Here is a 16,888-nt window from a genome sequence, read left to right on the forward strand (position 1 = left end):
CGGCGCGCTGCAATGGCGATCGGCACGACAGGCGCCGCGCCGCTCGCAAAGCGAGGCCAGGAGCGGTCAGGACTTCCCGGCCAGCGCGTCGATCTTCTTCTGCATCTCCTCGAGCTGGCGCTTCAGCGTGTCGAACTCGCCGTCGGCCTTGCCCTCGCTGCGCGTCTCCGCCTTGGGCTCAGTGCGCGGCCGCTCCTGCGTGCTCGGCTCGGGCCGGCCGCCGCTGAACGGCAGGAACATGCGCATTGCCTGCTCGAACATCTCCGTATTGCGACGCACCGTCTCCTCGATCGCGGTGAAGGCGCTCGGGCCGAAGGCATTCGCCATCTGGCCGCGAAGCTTGTCGGAGTCGCGCGTCAGGCTGTCGATGGAGAAATCGAGATAGGTCGGCACCAGATTCTGCATCGAGTCGCCATAGAAGCGGATCAGCTGGCGCAGGAAGGTGATCGGCAGAAGGTTCTGCCCCTTGTTCTCCTGCTCGAAGATGATCTGCGTGAGGACCGACCGCGTGATGTCATCGCCCGACTTCGCGTCATAGACGACAAAATCTTCGCCGGACTTCACCATGGATGCGAGGTCCTCCAGCGTCACATAGGTGGAGGTACCGGTATTGTAGAGCCGCCGATTGGCGTATTTCTTGATCGTCGTCGGTTCTTGATCCTTGGCCATACCCGCTCCCTGAGTGCCAATGGACATATACCGCCGGTTGCGTCGGGCGCGCCAGAAGCGCGCGAGCGCCAGGACCGGCTCTTCCTCTCCTTTTGTCACGATAGGTGCTTTTGACAGCAGCCGCCATCCTTTTGTGCGGCGCATTGCTGCACTCTTGCTGCGCAAACGCTGCGACGCAGCACAAGAGAGAGGCACGGGCGCTGCCGGGCGCTGCCGCCTCTGGTTGACAGCGGGGACGGCGCGGTCTTCTCTCGCTCGAGGGATCTCCAAACAAGGATTACGCCATGGCCCATGAAGTCGATATCGTGATCGCGGCGGCGGGCCGTACCGCGGTCGGTTCCTTCAACGGATCGTTCGGGTCGACGCCCGCGCATCAGCTCGGCGCCGCCGTGATCAAGGGCGTGCTGGAGCGGGCCAAGGCCGAGGCGGGCGAGGTCGACGAGGTGATTCTCGGCCAGGTGCTGACGGGCGCGCAGGGCCAGAACCCGGCGCGACAGGCGGCGATCGCGGCTGGACTGCCGATCGAATCTACGGCCTTCGGTCTCAACCAGGTGTGCGGCTCGGGCCTCCGCGCGGTCGCGCTCGGTATGCAGCAGATCGCCTCGGGCGACGCTTCGGTGATCGTGGCCGGCGGGCAGGAGTCGATGTCGCTGGCGCCGCATGCGGCGTATCTGCGCGCCGGCACCAAGTTCGGCGACCTGAACCTCATCGACACGATGATCCGGGACGGCCTCTGGGATGCCTTCAACGGCTATCACATGGGTGTCACTGCGGAGAATGTGGCGCGCGAATATCAGATCACGCGCGAGCAGCAGGACGAACTCGCCGTCGCCTCGCAGAACAAGGCCGAGGCGGCCCAGAAGGCGGGACGCTTCAAGGACGAGATCATCCCCTTCGTCATCTCGTCCAAGAAGGGCGATATCGTCGTCGAGAATGACGAGTACATCCGCGCCGGCGCGACCCTCGACGCCGTCGCCAAGCTGCGCCCCGCCTTTGCCAAGGACGGCACTGTGACCGCCGGCAATGCCTCCGGCCTCAATGACGGGGCGGCGGCCGTCGTGCTGATGACCGCCGCCGAGGCGGCGAAGCGCGGCGTCACGCCGCTCGGCCGTATCGCGTCCTGGGCGACCGCCGGCGTCGATCCGGCCCTGATGGGCTCGGGCCCGATCCCGGCCTCGAAGAAGGCGCTCGAGAAAGCGGGCTGGTCCAAGGACGATCTCGACCTGATCGAGGCCAATGAGGCGTTCGCGGCCCAGGCCTGCGCCGTCAACAAGGGCCTCGGCTGGGATACGTCCAAGGTCAACGTCAATGGCGGCGCCATTGCCATCGGACATCCGATCGGCGCGTCGGGTGCGCGCATTCTGGTGACGCTGCTGCATGAGATGGTGCGCCGCGATGCGAAGAAGGGCCTCGCCACGCTGTGCATCGGCGGCGGCATGGGCATCGCCATGACGATCGAGCGCTGAGCCGGCCGCTGGCCAGACTTTGTCGTGAGGCGGCCGGATTGAACCGGCCCCTCCTTTCCAGGGAGCAGGGAGAACTATGGCACGCGTAGCCCTCGTCACCGGCGGTACCCGCGGCATCGGCGCCGCCATCGCCATCGGCCTCAAATCGGCCGGCCATACCGTGGCCGCGACCTATCACGGCAATGTGGAGAAGGCCGAGGCCTTCAAGGCCGAGACCGGGATCGAGACGTTCAAATGGGACGTCGCCGATCACGAGGCCTGCGTGAAGGGCATTGCCGAGGTCGAGGCGGCGCTGGGACCGGTCGACATCCTCGTCAACAATGCCGGCATCACCCGTGACGGCTGGTTCCACAAGATGGACCATGACGCCTGGATCAGCGTCATCAACACCAATCTCGGCTCGATGTTCGCTATGACCCGTCCGGTGATCGACGGCATGCGCGAGCGCGGCTTCGGCCGCATCGTCAACATCTCGTCGATCAACGGCCAGAAGGGCCAGCTTGGCCAGGTCAATTATTCCGCCGCCAAGGCCGGCGTGATCGGCTTCTCCAAGGCGCTCGCGCTGGAGAATGCCCGCAAGGGCGTCACCGTGAACTGCATCTGCCCCGGCTATATCGACACCGACATGGTCGCTGCCGTTCCGGAGAAGGTGCTCGAGGGCATCATCGCCCAGATCCCGGTCGGTCGGCTCGGCCAGGCCTCCGAGATCGCGGCGCTCGTCGCCTATCTCGCCTCCGATGCCAGCGCCTTCATGACCGGCGCCGTGCTCACCATCAATGGCGGCCAGTATATCGCCAATGGCTGAATGAGGGCGAAGCCCTCCGGCTATTTGCCGGAGGGCTTCCTGTTCTGGCTGTAGGCGGCGAGGATGCGCTGGATCTCGTCGCCAATATCGCCGTCATCCTCGACGGGCGCCTGCTGCTGCTTCGGCGCCGACCGCTTTGCGGGCGTCGACTCCGCGATGCTCTCCGCGGCAATCGCCGTGTCCGCCGCCTCGGCGACCTGCGGCTCCGTCCCATCCTCGACCACGAGCACATCGACCGCTTCGGCGATCGCGGCAAGGATCGAGCTCTCGATCGGATCCTTGTCCTTCTCGCCATCCGCAGCGGGCTTCGGCGCCTCGGCGGCTGCGGCCGGCGCCGGGCGTCGTGCCGGCGGCCGAACCGGACCGACCGAAGCGCTGCGTGCCGGTACGGGCGGGGCCGGTGGCGGCGGGGCAGGCGGCGTCGCCTCGGGCGTCGTTCCCGTGCGTACCGTCCGGGCCCGCGGCGGGCTGATCGGCGTCCGCGGACGCACCGGCTCCTCGACCTCGACCGCCGGCCGTGAGGCCGCGGGCCGCGGCGCCGGGGGCGCGGGCCGGATCACAGGCTGCGGTGCATCGATGGCCGGCGGGGCCGACGGGACGACAGGCTCGGGCTGCTGCTGAACCGTCGGCTGCGGCTGGGGCTGGGGCTGGGGCTGCGGCTGCGCTGCCGGGGGCGGCGCGGCGACGCGGCGCTCTGGTGCAGGGCGAACGGGCGCGGGCCCGGGCGCGATCGGCTGCGGCTCGGGCTGTGCCGCCGGCTCGGCCGGCCGAACGGTGATCGGGCGGATCGGCTGCGGCATCGGCGGCTCCGAAGCGCGCACGATGATCGGCCGCGGCTTTGCGGCCGGCTCGCTCGATGCCGGCATCGGCGGCGGCGACGGGATCGGCGTCATCCGTGCCGTGGAAGGCGGCGGCGCGGCAGGCTGGGGTGCAGCCGGCTGCGGCGCGGCCTTGACGCTCGGGGCGACGGCGATCGTCGGCTGCGGCGGGGGCAGGGCGGGGATGTCGGAGGGGCCGGAGCGCCCGCCGACCCAGATCTTCACCTGCATCTCGACGGCGTCGTCGATTTCGAGGCCGGCATTGCGGGCGAGGTAGAGCACCTGCTCCTTGAACACCTCGGCGAGGCGCTCTGGCGTGTCGGTCACGGAGAAGACGTGGCCCTTCAGCGCGAGGCCCTTCACGACGAAGGCGACCTGCCGGCGCGAGGCGTTGCGGCCGGCGGCGATCAGCCGGGCGGCGACATTCTCGGCGGTCGCCTGGAAGTGGTAGCCGTTCTCCGCGATCTCGTGCGCAAGGGCCCGGAAGAGCTCGGCATAGACCTTGGGCGGGAACAGCGGAACATTGGTCGCCTGATGGATGCGGCGGGCAAGCGTCGCGAGATCGTCGCGCTCGCCGGCCGGCCGGCCGGCCGCATCGTCCTCGACCTCCTCGGCCTCAGGCGACTCGGAATCGGCGGTCGTCGCCAGGATGGCGGTCAGCGCGGCCTCGTCGATCGCGTTGTCCGCAACGGCGCGGTAGCTCGCCGGCGTGAGGAGCGTCGAATAGATCGTCGTCTGGCGATTGTAGGAGCGCAGGCGAAAGATCACCGGCGTCAGGTCGGAATCCGCCGACAGGAGGATGAATTCTTCAAAGCCGGTCTGGTGGCCGAGCGCATCGATCGTATCCAGAACCATATGGATTTCGGCCGAGTTGCGCTCGCGGCCCGGAAGGGGCGGGCAGTCGACGATCTGGAAACCCTGACCCTGGAAGGCTGCCCGCGCCTTGCCGATCAGCTTCGGGTCGGCATAGCAGCGGCGCATCAGGATGCGGCGGCGAACGGGGTTTTCACCGGACGGCGTTGCGAGGAGCCCGGACTCGATGGCCTCGATCCAGGTTCCCGGCCGGGAGGCGAAGCGACGAGCGATCCCCGGATCGCGTGCTCGCAGGCTGAGATAGAGGCTGTCGTAATCGACAAACAAGACAGTTTTGACTGCGGCCGTCATGAACTCTCCCTGCGGCACACCAGATCGGCCAGGTCCATGACCGACCGCATGCCTCTGCGCCAGGCCGGGCGAGCGGCCGGGCGACAGACCTTGTAACGATTTCCCCGCCCGATGTCTCGCTCTCCGAACCCGCTCGGAGGCCCTTCGGCGGCGCGGGCGAAATCATCACCCATGACCGGCCGGCGTCAATGCCGGAAGTGACGCATGCCGGTGAAGACCATGGCGAGACCCGCAGAATCCGCGGCCGCGATCACATCTTCGTCACGGATCGAGCCACCCGGCTGAATGATCGCGGTGGCGCCCGCCTCGGCTGCGGCCAGCAGGCCGTCGGCGAAGGGGAAGAACGCGTCCGACGCGACGACGGAGCCGATCGCGAGGCTCTCCGCGAGACCCGCCGCCCGCGCCGCCTCCGCTGCCTTCTTGGCGGCGATGGTCGAGGAATCGACACGGCTCATCTGGCCGGCGCCGATGCCGACCGTCGTTCCGCCCTTCGCATAGACGATGGCATTCGATTTCACGTGCTTCGCCACGCGGAACGCGAAGAGCAAATCGGCCATTTCGGCCTCGCTCGGCGCCCGCTTGGTCACCACCCGCACATCGCCGAGCGCGACGCGGCCGGCATCGCGGTCCTGCGCGAGAAACCCGCCGGCGACCGTCCGGATCGAGAGGCCGGGCGCGGCTGGATCGGGCAGGCCGCCCGCCAGCAGCAGGCGCAGGTTCTTCTTGGCCGCGACGATGGCGATCGCCTCATCGGTCGCGTCGGGCGCGATGATCACCTCGGTGAACACCTCGACGATCTCGCGCGCCGCCTCGGCGTCGAGCGTGCCGTTGAGCGCCACGATGCCGCCAAAGGCCGAGACGGGATCGCAGCGCAGCGCCAGCCGATAGGCTTCGAGCAGCGAGGCGCCGGTGGCGACGCCGCACGGGTTCGCATGCTTGATGATCGCCACGGCCGGCGTCACCGCCGGGTCGAACTCGGCGACGAGCTCATAGGCCGCGTCGGTGTCGTTGATGTTGTTGTAGGAGAGCTGCTTGCCCTGCACCTGCCGCGCCGTCACCACGCCGGGGCGCTTCTCGCCCGTGGCATAGAACGCTGCCGACTGGTGCGGATTCTCGCCGTAGCGCAGCGCCTCGCGCAGCGTGCCACCGAGGCTGCGCCATTTCGGCGTGGTGTCGCCGACCTGGCCGGCGAACCAGCCGGAGACCGCCGCATCATAGGCCGCCGTGCGGGCAAAGGCCTTGGCCGCCCAGCGCTTGCGCGCCGCGAGCGTGGTCGCGCCGCCATGCGCCTCGATCTCGGCGAGCAGCGCGTCATAGTCGTCGGGATCGACCAGGACGGAGACGAAACCATGGTTCTTCGCGGAGGCGCGTGTCATCGCCGGCCCGCCGATGTCGATATTCTCGACGATCGTCGCATAGTCGTCGGTCGCGGCGACCGTGGCTTCGAAGGGATAGAGATTGCAGACCACGAGATCGAAGGGCTCGATGCCGTGCTCTTCCATCTCCGCCGCATGTACCGGATCGTTGCGGATGCCGAGCAGGCCGCCATGGATCTTGGGATGCAGCGTCTTCACGCGCCCGCCGAGGATCTCGGGAAAGCCGATCAGGTCGGCCACATTGGTGACGGGCATGCCGGCCGCTGCAATCGCCTTGGCGGTCGACCCTGTCGCAAAAAGAAGTACCCCGCGCGCGTCGAGCGCCCGGGCGAGATCGATCATTCCGCGCGAGTCGGAAACCGAGAACAGGGCGCGGGTGAGCGGAACCAGGTCCGGAGCGGCGACCTTGGGCGGCGGCACGGCCATCTCAAATCCTCTTGGGTGTCATGGGGCTGCCGCGCGATAACACGAATCCGCGCCCTGTGCAGCCGTGAACACGCCTTGGGCCGTATCAGACCTCGGGCTATGCCGGCTGATCATCCTCGGCATCGTCGTGATCGGACGAGCGGCGGCCGCCGGCCTCGGCGACCCGCCGGAACTGCCACTTGACCTCGGCCTGGCGGAGCGCCCGGCCATGGATCACGATCTGCTCGGCCCGCCGGCTGCCGCGAATGTCGGAAAGGCGGATGCTCTCCTCGATCGCGAGCTCCTGCGCGTCCGTCTCGAACTGCCAGGCGGAGCCGTCGGGCAGCACGAGCAGCACGCCGTGACCGCCCGCGAGACGGTTGGCCTGGACCGCGGGATGCAGATGGAAGCGGATCGCGAAGGAATCCCGGCCGCCCTTGGCGATGGCGCTGCCGCTCGGGCTTGTGAAGCTGTCGATGCCCGAAAGGCGGTCGCCGAAGCGCGAGAGCGACAGGCGACGCGTATGTAGGATGCCGTAGCGCGCGACATAGCCGTCATGCGAGGCCGTCACGACGACGGCGCCGCGCTCCTCCTGGCGGGTCACCGGAACCCGCGTCGGTCCGGCGATGATCACTTCGCCCAGCCGTTCGGCGAGGTAGCCGCCGGTCAGGAAACGGCAGGAGGAGGAATCGTTCAGCGTGGCGGTCGAATGGGCGGCGGTGGTGCGCGCGAGGCGGCGAAGCGCGGTCGCGCCCGGGCCGGGCACGCCGCAATTCACGATCAGCGGCTGGCGGCCGACGCTCATCTCGAAGGCGAGGCAGCCGGCATGGGCCGTCGTCGAAAGGACCGGCAGCGGCGGCGGGCCGGTGTCGGCGATGACGACCGTCTCGCCGGCGTCGAGCCGCTGGTAGCCGGCATAGGGCGCATTGCGCACCGGCGCGCCGCGCGCATCGTCATAGGCCAGCACGGTTGCCAGCAGGCCGAGCTGCGTCTCGCCCATGCCGTTGAACTTGGCGAAGGAGCCGTCGCCGTGCCGGAAGAAGCGCAGCATCGGCATCATGCGGTCGATCGCGCCGAGAAGCGCCGGCGTCGGCTGCAATCCGCGCGCCGTGAACGCCTGACGGAGCGGCAGCAGATCGACGAGAACCTCGAGCACCGTGCCGGGGTTGCGATCAATATGGCCACCATCGGGCAGGATCTGGCGGTTCAGTTCCTGGTCGACGAAGCGCGAGGCCTGGCGGGCGAAACGCGTCTGGTCGGAGAGCGAGAGGCTGGCAGCGGCGAGCGCCATGGCAACGCGGAGGCGCGGCAGGCCGGGCCTCACATCGCGCGAAACGCGCCGCAGCAGTCGCACCTGCCGCGTCAGCATGCGCATGAAGCGGCGGTAGAAGCCGTGATCGCAGCCGTCGAGAACGAGCGGCGTCTGCGCCAGCCACGACATCACGCGCCGCGCCGTCACCTCCGGATCGCGCGCGACCGGATCATGGCTGCGCTGGAAGCGGATCCACTCGTCGACGAGCGCCCGCGCATTGGAGCGGGAAACGGCGAGGTCGGACGCGCGCAGATGCCGCAGCCAGCCGAAGCCGTGCAGGCCCGCCGCCCAGGCTCGCGACGGCGCCTCGATCTCGAAGACGGAGAAGCCGGAAACGTCGACCACGTCGCCGGCGAAGACGAAGCGGCCGGCATAGATGTCGTGCGCAATGGTCGGATCGGCGGTGCGAAGATCGGTCGGCGCGATCAGCAGCCGCTCGGGGACCTGACCGAAATAGCGCCAGCGATAGAACGGGCCGGCATGAAAGTCGTAGCGCGCCCGGCGCCAGGCCGAAGCGGCCGCGTACCGGACAAGTCGTCCCTTTCCGGTTCCCGCGCCGAGCGCCATACTCAATGCCCCTTTTTCAGCCGCCAGCGCCCGCACGACGAATCGCCCATACTATCGCGCTGCAATCTAGCGGCCACTGTCCTCGAATTGAACCGCCTCGCGGGAGATGCCTCTCAGGCGATCTTGCGAAGGCGGGCGGCGAAGAAGCCGTCGAGGCCCGAAAGGCGAGCATCCTCCATCGGAAGATCGCTGGGCAAGGTCCTCATGAAGCCGTCGCGGCAGATTTCCCCAATCCCGCCGACATCGCCCGGCGCAACGGGTTCGAGCGCCAGCGGCAGTTCGGCCAGCGCGCGATGGATCTGCTCCTCGCCTTCCTCCCGCTCCAGCGAGCAGGTGCAGTAGACGAGCGTACCGCCCGGCTTCAGCATCGTGGTCGCATGCCGCATCAGCCGCGCCTGGATGGTCGCCAGCGCGCCGATATCGTCGGGATGCTTCAGCCATGCGACGTCGGGATGACGGCGGATGGTGCCGGTGGCGGAGCAGGGGGCATCGAGCAGGACGGCGTCAACGGGCTCGGCGGGAACGAACGTCCCGGCATCGGCGGCGATCACCTTAGCGTCGAGACGGAGGCGCGCGAGATTCTCACGCACCCGCCCGAGCCGCTGCTCCGAAATGTCGACCGCAGTGACACGGGCGCCGGCCGCGGCGAGCTGTGCCGTCTTGCCGCCCGGCGCGGCGCAAAGATCGATGGCCGTCTTGCCGCGAAGATCGCCGAAGAGGCGGGCGGGCAGGGCGGCCGCGGCGTCCTGGACCCACCAGGCCCCCTCGTCGAAGCCGGGCATGCTTTCGATCGGACCGTGGCCCGCGAGGCGCACCGATCCCGTCGGAAGGACGAGCCCGCCCAGCCGTTCGGCCCAGAGCGGGGCATCGCCCTTGACGGTCAGGTCGAGCGGCGGCTCGACCAGATGGGCCGCCGCGATGGCGCGGGCCGTGTCGGCGCCATAGGCGTCCGTCCAGCGCGTCCACAGCCAGGGCGGCGTCGCGAGGCGTTCGGCGTCCTGTTCGGCGAGGATCGCCTCGCGGCTGCCGACCACTCGCCGCAGGACCGCATTGGCGAGACCCTTGAAATGGCGTGCGTCACGGTCGGCCGCAGCGAGGTTGACGGCGATCGAGACGGCGGCGTGGTCGGCGACATCCATGAACAGGATCTGCGCCGCTCCGGTCTCGAGGATCGCCGACAGGCGACCGCTCTTGCGCGGCAAAGCCTTGTCGAGGAAGCGGCCGAGCGCCTCGCGGATCTGGCCGCGCCGGCGCAGCGTCGTGCCGAGGATGGCGCGGGCGAGCGCGCGGTCGCGCGTCTCCAGCCGGCGGAACGGGCTGCCATCCGCCTCGATGGCGACGTCGATCGCGACGCCCTCGCCGAGGATCAGGTCATAGGCAAAGGACGCCGCATCGCGCGCGGCGTATCCGGGATCCACATTCGCGCGGGCGGGTTTCCCGGCTCCAGGCTTGCGGTTCGGGCGGCCTCCCGTCGGGGCGGTCAACCCCAGGGACCCCGGCCGGAGGAGGCGCCATTGCCGGAGCCTCCCCAGGGGCCGCGCGTGCCGCTCGTTGCCCGGCGCGTGCCGAAGCCGCCCGGTAGGTCGACGCGTCCCGAATAGGTCGGCGTGCCGCCCATCTGCCGGTCGAGCTCCATCAGCGCCGCGATGCGATTCTCCGTCGCCGGGTGAGTCGAGAAGAGATTGTCCATCCGCTGCCCTGAAAGGGGGTTGATGATGAAGAGGTGCGCCGTCGCCGGATTGGCCTCGGCAGCCTCGTTCGGAATATGGCCGGCGGCCCCGGCGATTTTGGCGAGGGCGGAGGCGAGCGCGCGCGGCTCGCCGCAGATCTCGGCGCCCGTGCGGTCGGCCGAATATTCGCGCGTCCGGCTGATCGCCATCTGCACCAGCATGGCCGCGATCGGCGCCAGCAGGGCGGCCGCGATCGCGCCGATGGCGCCGAAGGGGCTGCGCTCGTCGCGGTGCCCGCCGAAGAAGAAGACGAAATTCGCAAGCATGGACACGGCACCGGCGATGGTCGCCGTTATCGTCATGGTCAGCGTGTCATGGTGCTTCACATGCGCCAGCTCATGCGCCATGACCCCGGCGACCTCGTCGGCGGAGAGCGTCCGCAGCAGCCCGGTCGACGCCGCGACGGCGGCGTTCTGAGGGTTGCGGCCGGTCGCAAACGCGTTCGGCTGCGGCGAATCGATGACGAAGACACGGGGCATGGGCAATCCGGCGCGCGCGGCGAGGCGCTTGACGATGCCGTAATATTCCGGCGCCGAGCGTTCGTCGACCTCGCGGGCGCCGTACATCGACAGCACCATCTTGTCGGAATTCCAGTAGCTGAAGATGTTCATCGCCGCGGCGATCAGGAAGGCGATCATCATGCCTCCCATGCCGCCGACCAGATAGCCGACACCCATGAAGATGGCGGTGAGCGCCGCGAGCAGCAGTGCAGTCCGCATCACGTTCATCGTTTCAGGCCCGCTGGCGCGGCCTCCTCTCGCTATGATCTGCGAGCCATATGATGGGAGTGCCGCCGCCCTGCAACAAGTCTGTTCGCGGCGTCGGTCGCGCATCGGCCCCCATCGCGGCCGGCGACGCGAGCCGATCGGTTCGTCGTTCGGGATTGCCGGCGGGCCGTGCCGATCTCTATATCGACGCAAGACCTGAATTTGAACGGGACGGACGATGAGCGAACCGACCGAAGCCGCGGCGCCGGACGCCGAGAGGATCATCAGTCCGGCCGCAGCGCGCGCGCTGGCCGAAGCCGCGGCGCGGCGGAAGGCGATCGATGCGGCATCCAGCGGGCTTCCGCGCGAGATCCTCGGCCGCGCAGGGCCGGAGCCGATCCGCTATGGCGACTGGGAGAACAAGGGAATCGCTAGCGACTTCTGACCGGCGATCCCGTTTGTTCCCGGCAGGCCTCAGGACATGATGAGGCCGCCATCCACATTGACCGTCTGGCCGGTGATATAGGCGGCGTCGTCGCTGGCGAGGAACGCCACGAGCCCGGCGACGTCCTCGCCCGTGCCGGCGCGGCCCATCGGGATGCCCTCGACCCATTCGGCCATCAGCTCGCCGGGCTTGTAGTCGCCGAGCAGCTTGCCCCAGGCGGTGTCGTTATAGGCCCACATGTCGGTCTCGATGATGCCGGGGCAGAAGGCATTGACGGTGATGCCCTCCTTCGCCAGTTCCTTGGCGAGGCTCTGCGTGATGCCGACGACTCCGAATTTCGAGGCGGCATAATGGGGCGTGAAGATGAAGCCCTGCCGCGCCTGGCCCGAGGCGGTGTTGATCAGCCGGCCGCCCTTTCCGTGCTTGCGGATGCGGGCGATCGCCTCCTGGCAACACAAGAAGACGCCCTTGGTGTTGACCGCCAGCACCTTGTCCCACTCGGCTTCCGTCATCGCCTCGATACGCGCAATGGTGATCACGCCGGCATTCTGGACCGAGATGTCGACGCCGCCGAAGGTCCGCTCGGCCTCGTCATAGAGCGCGGTGACGCTCGCCTTGTCGGTCACGTCGGAGACGACCGCATGCGCCTTGCCGCCCGCAGCGCGGATTTCGTCGGCGACCTCCGCGACCCGCGCCTCGTTGGCCGAGACCACGACGGCCGCGCCTTCACGGGCGAAGCGCCGGGCGATCGCGGCGCCGATGCCGCGGCTTCCGCCGGTGATGACGACGGTCTTGCCTTCGAAACGGGTCATGGTTCCTCCACTCCAGATGTCAGGGAGCCGGCTGCGCGAGCAGCTTCTCCGCCGTGAACTTGTCGGTGATCAGCACGTCGACGAGCCGTCCGAGCAGCGCGGCGCGGATCGCCCGAACCTTGCGCTCGCCGCCCGCGACGCCGACGACGCGCGGCACGGCGCGGAGCTCGTCGATCGTCATGCCGATGACGCGCTCGTCGAGCGGGCCGCCAACGGCCTCGCCCTTCTCGTCGAAGAAGCGCAGGCAGACGTCGCCGACCGCGCCCCGGGCTTCGAGGTCGTGCAGCTCTTCGGAATCGAAAGTGTTGCCGGAATTGGCCAGCATGACGGAGGGTTGCAGCGCGCCGATGCCGATCAACGCCATGGTGACGCGGCGGAACTGGTTCATCGTGGCGCGGACATAGCCGTCGCCGACCATGACGAGGCGGGCGGCGGCGGAGCCGGCGACACCCTGCGCCGGCAGGAGCATCGGCTCGGCGCTGGTCAGCGTCGCCAGTCGGGTCGTCAGCTGGGTCGCGTGGCTCTGCACGGCCGGATTGCCGATGCCGCCCAGGATCTGCACCACGCGTTCGGCGCGGGCGCGCTTCAGCGGATGGATCGCGTCCACCATGCGCAGCAGCGAGGCGCTCCAGGACGAGATCCCGATCACCTCGCCATCTGACACCGTCGTCTCGAAATAATGTCCGGCGGCGTCGCCGATGGCGCCCAGAATGGTCTCTTCCCGATCCTCGTAGCATTCGGCCACGATCGCCTCTGTCAGGGCGAAGCGTTCGCGGAGGCCCGCTTCCAGATCGGGGAAAGTGCCGCGCGGCGGCGTGATGGTGATCCGGACGATCCCTTCCTGCTCGGCGCGCTTGAGCAGCCGCGAGATGGTCGCTTGCGAGATGTGCAGCAGCGCCGAGATCTCAGCCTGCTTCATGCCATCCACATGATAGAGCTGTGCGACCCGCGTGATCAGCCTCAGCTCATAGATCCTGCTCATTGCGCGCCGTCCCCTGCGACCGATCCGTGCGGCCATCTTCGATGGCCTTGAGCGGCCATTCTTTGCATTAAAATTCACACCTGAAAATATCCAGACAGGTCGGCGCTATCGGCCATGTCGATCGATAAATGGTGCAACGCAACGCAAATTTTGGGTGCAGTGCATGCATCGACGACTCGCCAAACCAGCTTGACGACCATCCTATCGAGGCCTAATCTGCAAATCAATACATATCTGAATATTTATTCAGATTGGACATTCGATTTTCGAGGTCGATCGTGTCGCTCGAGTTTTCTGCTGAAGTGCCGACGCCGGAAGGGCTGTCGAACCTCTCCCCATCCGATCGGGCCGCGCGCCTTTCGGACATTGCGCGCGCCGTGCGCCGCTCGGTCGTGCGCATGATCGACTCGGCCCGTGCCGGCCATATCGGCGGGGATCTGTCGGTCACCGACATCCTGACGACACTCTATTTCGGCGTGCTGAAGCTTGATCCGGCGGAACCGCTCGCGCCGGGCCGCGACCGCTTCATCCTGTCCAAGGGACACTGCGCCGCCGCGCTCTATTCCGCGCTGGCGCTCCGCGGCTTCATCGATCCCGCGCTGCTCCCAACCTTCATGAAGCCGCTCTCCGTGCTCAATGGCCATCCCAATCGCCGCAAGGTCGCGGGCGTCGAGGCCAATACCGGCCCGCTCGGCCATGGCCTTCCGATTGCCGTCGGCAGCGCGATCGCCTCGTGCCTTTCGGGCCGTAACTGGCAGACCTTCGTCGTCACCGGCGACGGCGAGCTGCAGGAAGGCTCGAACTGGGAGGCGGCGATGAGCGCCGGCCATCGCGGGCTCGACAATCTCTGCGTCATCGTCGACCGCAACCGCCTGCAGCAGGGCGCGCGCACCGAGGACACCAACCGCCTCGATCCGTTGACCGACAAATGGGCGGCCTTCGGCTGGGAAGCCGTGGAGGTCGACGGCCATGATCACGCCGCGCTCTATGAGCTGTTCACGCGCCCCCGCAGCGGCAAGCCGCTCGCGATCGTCGCCAACACGCTGAAGGGCAAGGGCGTCTCCTTCATCGAGGACCGGGTCGAATGGCATCACAAGGTGCCGTCGGCCGAGCAGGTCGCTCTCGCGCTCGAGGAGCTGCGCTGATGAACGCCCCCGTCGCCGCCCCGCCCGCCACCTTCGACTGCCGCCAGGCCTTCGCCGAGACGCTGATCGAACTCGCGAGGGCGGATGAGCGCATCGTCGCCGTCTGCAACGACAGCGTCGGCTCGTCCAATCTCGGTGGCTTCCAGAAGGCGTTCCCGGACCGCCTCGTCAATGTCGGCATCGCCGAGCAGAACATGGTCGGCGTCGCCGCCGGCCTTTCGAATGGCGGCTTCGTGCCGTTCGTGTGCTGCGCCTCGCCCTTCCTGACCGGCCGCGCGCTCGAACAGGTTAAAGCCGACATCGCCTATAATGGCTATCATGTCGTGCTCTGCGGCATGAGCCCGGGCATGGCCTATGGCGAGCTCGGTCCGACCCATCATTCGATCGAGGATCTTTCCTGGCTGCGCGCCATCACCGATCTCTCGATCGTGGTGCCGGCCGATCCGGCCCAGACCAGCGCGGCGGTGCGCTGGTCGGTCGAATATGGCAAGCCGTCCTTCCTCCGCGTCGGCCGCACCAAGGTGCCGTCGGTCAGCGAGGGCCAGGCGGAGCCGTTCGTCTTCGGGAAGGCCAACCGCCTCAGGGAAGGCCGCGACCTCACGATCGTCGTGACCGGCATCCTGGTCTCCCGCGCGCTTGAGGCGGCCGAGGCGCTTGCCGCGCAGGGCATTTCGGCGCGCGTCGTCAACATCGCGACCATCGCCCCGCTCGACGAGGCGGAGATCATCGCCGCCGCCCGTGAGACCGGTGCGATCGTCACGGTCGAGGAGGCGGTCGTCAGCGGCGGCCTCGGCGCCGCGGTCGCCGAAGTGGTGGTGCGGCATCATCCGGTCGCCATGCGCCTTCTCGGCGTGCCCGGCTTCGCGCCGACCGGCGACACCGCCTTCCTGCTCGATCATTTCGGCCTCAATCGCGACGGCATCGTCCGCGCCGCGCTGGAGCTCAGGGGCTGATCATGCAGGCGCCGCTGCTCCTCGCCATCGACCAGGGCACGAGCTCGACCAAATGCCTCGCCGTTGACGGCGAGGGCAGGGTCGTGGCGCGCGGCCAGGCGCCGGTGAGCCAGCAGACGCCGCATCCCGGCTGGGTCGAGCAGGACGCCGAGGAGATCTGGGCGAGCGTCCGGGCCGCCGTGGCCGCGACGCTGACGGAAGAACTGGCCGCGCGGGTGGTCGCCGTCGGCCTCTCGACGCAGCGCGAGAGCTGCGTCATCTGGGATCGCAAGACGGGCGCGCCGCTGACACCGGTGCTCTCCTGGCAGGACCAGCGCACCGAACCGCTCTGCGAGGTGCTGCGCGCCGACGGTCACGACGCGCTGATCCGCGCGCGCAGCGGCCTGCCGCTCGATCCGATGTTCTCGGCCGTCAAGGCGAAGTGGCTGCTCGACCGGATCGATCCTGACCGGCGCCGCGCCGAGGCCGGCGAACTCGTCATCGGCACGATCGACAGCTTCCTCGTCTCGCGCTTCGGCGGCGAGCCGGTCGTCGAGGCCGGCAATGCCTCGCGCATGCAACTCGTCGATGTCGCGCGCGCCGCCTATGACGACGATCTCCTGCGCATCTTCGCCGTCCCGCGTGCCGCGCTGCCGCGGATCGTGCCGTCCACCGGCCCGTTCCCGGCGGTGAAGGGGCTGGCGCCGCTGCCTGATGGCGTGCCGCTCGCCGCGGTCATGGCCGACAGCCATTCGGCGCTCTTCGCCCATGGCGCCTTCGCGCCGGGTCCGGTCAAGGCGACGCAAGGCACGGGTTCGTCCGTCATGGGCCTGCTGGCCGGCACGGGCGCCGAGGCGGCTGAGCGGCTGCATCCGGGCGTGTGCCTCACGATCGCCTGGTGGATCGACGCGCCGATGCTCGCCTTCGAGGGCAATATCCGGTCGGCCGGCTCCACGCTGATCTGGGCGGCCGAACTGCTCGGCATCGATCCGGCGGAGCTTGCCCGCCTCGCGGCGAGCGTCGATGACGCCGGCAACGTCCATCTCGTGCCCGGCTTCAACGGCCTTGGCGCACCCTGGTGGGACGGCGCGGCCGTCGCGACGCTGTCCGGATTCACGCTCGGATCCGGCCGGGCTGCCGTCGCCCGCGCGGCGCTCGATTCGATCGCGCACCAGATCGCCGACGTGCTGGACGCGGTCCGGGCGAGCGGCGTTCCGGTCGATCGTCTGCATGTCGATGGCGGCCCGACCCGCAACGACCAGCTGATGCAGTTCGAGGCCGACATGACCGGCCTGACGGTCGCGCGCACCGATACGGCCGAGCTTTCCGCGCTCGGTGTGGCGCATCTGGCAGGCCTCGCGGCCGGGCTTTTCACGATCGACGGCCTCGCGCGGCTCGACCGCGGCGGGACGGAATTCGCGCCGGCGATCGATGCCGCGTCGCGCGCCGCCAAGCGGGCGGGCTGGGCGAGGGCGCTCGCGCGCTCGAGGAGCTGACCGGACGCCGCCAGGCGGACGGAAGGATACGACCGGGCGAGCGAGACCCGGCGGGAG

At 68.8% G+C, this 16,888-nt stretch carries 14 protein-coding genes; 6 read left to right on the top strand and 8 right to left on the bottom strand.

Annotated features, from left to right (window positions below):
* Positions 1-66: 66 nt before the first annotated feature.
* Positions 67-669, bottom strand: coding sequence for a polyhydroxyalkanoate synthesis repressor PhaR (phaR, locus tag GGR25_RS12635; RefSeq protein WP_183399136.1), 603 nt, complete (start codon positions 667-669; stop codon positions 67-69).
* Between the two features lie 284 nt (positions 670-953).
* On the opposite strand from phaR, the gene GGR25_RS12640 reads away from it, so the two are divergent.
* Together GGR25_RS12640 and phbB are read left to right on the top strand one after the other, a co-directional pair.
* Positions 954-2,135 carry an acetyl-CoA C-acetyltransferase gene (locus GGR25_RS12640; protein ID WP_183399137.1) on the top strand — a complete coding sequence of 394 codons (1,182 nt, stop codon included), beginning with the start codon at positions 954-956 and terminating at the stop codon, positions 2,133-2,135.
* Positions 2,136-2,211: 76 nt separating this feature from the next.
* Positions 2,212-2,940, top strand: coding sequence for an acetoacetyl-CoA reductase (gene phbB / locus GGR25_RS12645; RefSeq protein ID WP_183399138.1), 729 nt, complete (start codon positions 2,212-2,214; stop codon positions 2,938-2,940).
* 20 nt (positions 2,941-2,960) lie between these two features.
* On the opposite strand, the gene GGR25_RS12650 is transcribed toward phbB, so the two are convergent.
* The 5 genes from GGR25_RS12650 to htpX form a co-directional block, all read right to left on the bottom strand.
* Positions 2,961-4,922, bottom strand: a complete 1,962-nt coding sequence (locus GGR25_RS12650; RefSeq protein ID WP_183399139.1) for an NYN domain-containing protein — start codon at positions 4,920-4,922, stop codon at positions 2,961-2,963.
* A gap of 185 nt (positions 4,923-5,107) precedes the next feature.
* Positions 5,108-6,724 (bottom strand): bifunctional phosphoribosylaminoimidazolecarboxamide formyltransferase/IMP cyclohydrolase, encoded by a 1,617-nt coding sequence (gene purH / locus GGR25_RS12655; protein ID WP_183399140.1) that lies wholly within the window; start codon positions 6,722-6,724, stop codon positions 5,108-5,110.
* A 97-nt stretch (positions 6,725-6,821) separates the two neighbouring features.
* Positions 6,822-8,582, bottom strand: a complete 1,761-nt coding sequence (locus tag GGR25_RS12660; RefSeq protein ID WP_183399141.1) for a heparinase II/III family protein — start codon at positions 8,580-8,582, stop codon at positions 6,822-6,824.
* Between the two features lie 113 nt (positions 8,583-8,695).
* Entirely contained in the window at positions 8,696-10,000 is a 1,305-nt protein-coding gene (locus tag GGR25_RS12665) for a transcription antitermination factor NusB (protein ID WP_183399142.1), read from the bottom strand.
* Positions 10,001-10,062: 62 nt separating this feature from the next.
* Entirely contained in the window at positions 10,063-11,040 is a 978-nt protein-coding gene (gene htpX / locus GGR25_RS12670) for a zinc metalloprotease HtpX (protein ID WP_183399143.1), read from the bottom strand.
* A 217-nt stretch (positions 11,041-11,257) separates the two neighbouring features.
* Between htpX and GGR25_RS12675 the strand changes: the two genes are divergently transcribed.
* A complete protein-coding gene (locus tag GGR25_RS12675; protein WP_183399144.1) occupies positions 11,258-11,464 on the top strand; it encodes a DUF1674 domain-containing protein in 207 nt (68 codons plus the stop codon).
* A 29-nt stretch (positions 11,465-11,493) separates the two neighbouring features.
* Here GGR25_RS12675 and GGR25_RS12680 read toward each other — a convergent pair whose 3' ends face one another.
* Complete coding sequence (locus tag GGR25_RS12680; protein ID WP_183399145.1) at positions 11,494-12,276, bottom strand: glucose 1-dehydrogenase; 783 nt, start codon at positions 12,274-12,276, stop codon at positions 11,494-11,496.
* 19 nt (positions 12,277-12,295) lie between these two features.
* Positions 12,296-13,258 carry a sugar-binding transcriptional regulator gene (locus tag GGR25_RS12685; protein ID WP_183399146.1) on the bottom strand — a complete coding sequence of 321 codons (963 nt, stop codon included), beginning with the start codon at positions 13,256-13,258 and terminating at the stop codon, positions 12,296-12,298.
* 320 nt (positions 13,259-13,578) lie between these two features.
* Here GGR25_RS12685 and GGR25_RS12690 point away from each other — a divergent pair, with 320 nt between their 5' ends.
* The 3 genes from GGR25_RS12690 to GGR25_RS12700 are packed head-to-tail and all read left to right on the top strand — an operon-like array spanning position 13,579 to position 16,831.
* Positions 13,579-14,403 (top strand): transketolase, encoded by an 825-nt coding sequence (locus tag GGR25_RS12690; protein WP_210299963.1) that lies wholly within the window; start codon positions 13,579-13,581, stop codon positions 14,401-14,403.
* The gene (locus tag GGR25_RS12695) at positions 14,403-15,356 is read left to right on the top strand and encodes a transketolase family protein (protein WP_183399147.1); all 954 of its coding nucleotides are present in this window, start codon (positions 14,403-14,405) and stop codon (positions 15,354-15,356) included. Before GGR25_RS12690 ends, GGR25_RS12695 begins: the two co-directional genes overlap by 1 nt.
* Positions 15,357-15,358: 2 nt before the next feature.
* On the top strand, positions 15,359-16,831 hold the full coding sequence (locus GGR25_RS12700; RefSeq protein WP_210299921.1) for an FGGY family carbohydrate kinase: 1,473 nt from the start codon (positions 15,359-15,361) through the stop codon (positions 16,829-16,831).
* Positions 16,832-16,888 lie beyond the last annotated feature (57 nt).

This window comes from Kaistia hirudinis, assembly GCF_014196455.1.
Classification (GTDB): domain Bacteria; phylum Pseudomonadota; class Alphaproteobacteria; order Rhizobiales; family Kaistiaceae; genus Kaistia; species Kaistia hirudinis.

Coding starts and splice junctions, on each gene's coding strand:
- GGR25_RS12700 (WP_210299921.1), top strand. CDS start 15,359: ATGCAGGCGCCGCTGCTCCTCGCCATCGACCAGGGCACGAGCTCGACC.
- phbB (WP_183399138.1), top strand. CDS start 2,212: ATGGCACGCGTAGCCCTCGTCACCGGCGGTACCCGCGGCATCGGCGCC.
- GGR25_RS12640 (WP_183399137.1), top strand. CDS start 954: ATGGCCCATGAAGTCGATATCGTGATCGCGGCGGCGGGCCGTACCGCG.
- htpX (WP_183399143.1), bottom strand. CDS start 11,040: ATGAACGTGATGCGGACTGCACTGCTGCTCGCGGCGCTCACCGCCATC.
- GGR25_RS12650 (WP_183399139.1), bottom strand. CDS start 4,922: ATGACGGCCGCAGTCAAAACTGTCTTGTTTGTCGATTACGACAGCCTC.
- GGR25_RS12660 (WP_183399141.1), bottom strand. CDS start 8,582: ATGGCGCTCGGCGCGGGAACCGGAAAGGGACGACTTGTCCGGTACGCG.
- GGR25_RS12695 (WP_183399147.1), top strand. CDS start 14,403: ATGAACGCCCCCGTCGCCGCCCCGCCCGCCACCTTCGACTGCCGCCAG.
- phaR (WP_183399136.1), bottom strand. CDS start 669: ATGGCCAAGGATCAAGAACCGACGACGATCAAGAAATACGCCAATCGG.
- purH (WP_183399140.1), bottom strand. CDS start 6,724: ATGGCCGTGCCGCCGCCCAAGGTCGCCGCTCCGGACCTGGTTCCGCTC.
- GGR25_RS12675 (WP_183399144.1), top strand. CDS start 11,258: ATGAGCGAACCGACCGAAGCCGCGGCGCCGGACGCCGAGAGGATCATC.
- GGR25_RS12685 (WP_183399146.1), bottom strand. CDS start 13,258: ATGAGCAGGATCTATGAGCTGAGGCTGATCACGCGGGTCGCACAGCTC.
- GGR25_RS12680 (WP_183399145.1), bottom strand. CDS start 12,276: ATGACCCGTTTCGAAGGCAAGACCGTCGTCATCACCGGCGGAAGCCGC.